The organism is Burkholderia sp. Ac-20344, assembly GCF_017104975.1.
In the GTDB taxonomy this organism is placed as follows: domain Bacteria; phylum Pseudomonadota; class Gammaproteobacteria; order Burkholderiales; family Burkholderiaceae; genus Burkholderia.
In genome coordinates, this window is record NZ_JAAGPP010000335.1 from 1 (window position 1) to 1,712 (window position 1,712).

Genomic DNA, 1,712 nt, shown 5'->3' on the forward strand with positions numbered 1-1,712 from the left:
TGCCCGGGCCGAGCCGCGGTTCCGCGCGGTGCTCCCACCGTTCGCGGTCATGGAACCACGGCCGGTGACGGTAGTGGCGATCCCAGTACGCACCGATCGCAAACCCGGTGATCGGCACGCCGATGATCGCGCCATATTCGACCAGCGGCGCGTAACCGCCCTGGTACGGATAGTCGATCAGTTGCGCGTCGATCCAGCCGCGCACGCCCGGCAGCGCGACGTCGCACCACGAGTAGTCGCTCAGGCAGCCGAACACGTCCAGCGCGGTGCCCGGCGGAATCTGTGCGACGACCGGATAGTCGGGCGCCGGCCCGGCGAACAGTTCGGCCGGCGAATTCGTGTAGCCGGTGCTCTGCGCCTGCGCCATGCCCGGCGCGGCAATCACGCCGAACAGGCCGACGCACAGGCCGCGAACGATCGTATTCCTCATGCTCATGATGCTCTCCCGCGCGGTGCCGCCGCGCGCCGGTCAATGCCGATGGCCGCCCCAGCCGCCACCCCAGTGGCCGCCGCCCCACGGACGATGCCCGTACCCGCCGTGTCCGCGCCAGCCGCCGCCCCAGCCGCCCCAGAAGCCGACCGAGATCGCCGGCGCACCCCAGCCGTACCAGCCCGGGTAATACGCGGGGGCGTAGTACGGATACGGGTAGGGATACGGCGGCGGATAGGCCGGCGCGACGTAGACGGGAGCCGGGTCGACCACGGGCGGCGCGACCGCCGCTGCAGCCGGGCCCGGCGCAGCGGCGCCTGGTGTAGCCGGCGTGACGGGGATCTCGCGCTGCGTCAGCGTGGCCGGCGCCGGCGCGTAGTACGGCGCATAGCCATACGGACTCGTGTAATAACAGCCGCCGAGCGTCAACGTCGTCAATGCGAATACCGCGCACCTCGCGGCAGGAATCGGGGTCATGTCTTGCTCCGGCAGAATCCGCGCGTCGCCGCCAGGCGCGCGTCTGACTCTAGCTTACGTCCCCTGCAGATTTCCGCGGCGTATGATCGGTTACTTTTTGTTTCCTGCACCGGACGGGCGAGCGGGCATGCCGCGTGCGGCCCCGTCTGCCGCGCTCGCGTTGAAGTTTGCGCAAACGCCCTCAACTTGAACGATGTCAGGCTGGCTGGCGCGGACGGGCGTTCGCGAATACCCGGCGGCCCGGAACCGGCGGACTTCGGCCCGCCCAGACAGGAGCGCGGCTCACGCCGCCATCGACATGACTACGACACGCCCCACTCCCCGGGCGGACACGCCGCTCGATCCGATCATCCAGTTGCTGGCGCTCGCCGGCGAACAGGGTTATCTGACCCACGCCGACCTCGTCGACGCGCTGCCGCCCGAAAGCGACAGCCCCGACGCGCTGGACGTCGTGCGCGCCGCGCTCGCCGACATCGGCATCGCCGTGCTCGACGAGCCGGCCGCGCCTGCGCCGTTCGCCGGTTCGGCGCCTGTCGACGTCGATCGCGATGCACTCGACGAAGGCCGCGCGATGCTCGGCGACCTCGCACGCGGCACGAGCGCGTCGACCGATCCGCTTGCGCTCTACATGCGGCGCATGCAGGCGGTGCCGCTGCTCACGCGCGAAGGCGAGATCGTGCTCGCCCGCGAGATCGAGACGGGCCGCCACCAGATCCTGCATGCGCTCGCCGGCTGTCCGGCGGCGGTCGACGCGCTGCTTGCGCGTCACCGCGCAACGGCTGCAACCGGCACCGCCGGATCGTCC

General features: G+C 71.0%; 3 protein-coding genes. 1 reads left to right on the plus strand and 2 read right to left on the minus strand.

Annotated features, from left to right (window positions below; genetic code table 11):
* Nucleotides 1-430, minus strand: a 430-nt coding sequence (locus tag G3N64_RS38930; protein ID WP_346778860.1) for an SH3 domain-containing protein, incomplete at its 3' end; no start/stop codon positions are given.
* 39 nt (nucleotides 431-469) lie between these two features.
* Nucleotides 470-907, minus strand: a complete 438-nt coding sequence (locus G3N64_RS38935; RefSeq protein ID WP_205788872.1) for a hypothetical protein — start codon at nucleotides 905-907, stop codon at nucleotides 470-472.
* Between the two features lie 298 nt (nucleotides 908-1,205).
* On the opposite strand from G3N64_RS38935, the gene G3N64_RS38940 reads away from it, so the two are divergent.
* A partial coding sequence (locus G3N64_RS38940) for an RNA polymerase sigma factor region1.1 domain-containing protein (RefSeq protein WP_277399165.1) occupies nucleotides 1,206-1,712 on the plus strand: 507 nt, incomplete at its 3' end.

Coding starts and splice junctions, on each gene's coding strand:
- G3N64_RS38935 (WP_205788872.1), bottom strand. CDS start 907: ATGACCCCGATTCCTGCCGCGAGGTGCGCGGTATTCGCATTGACGACG.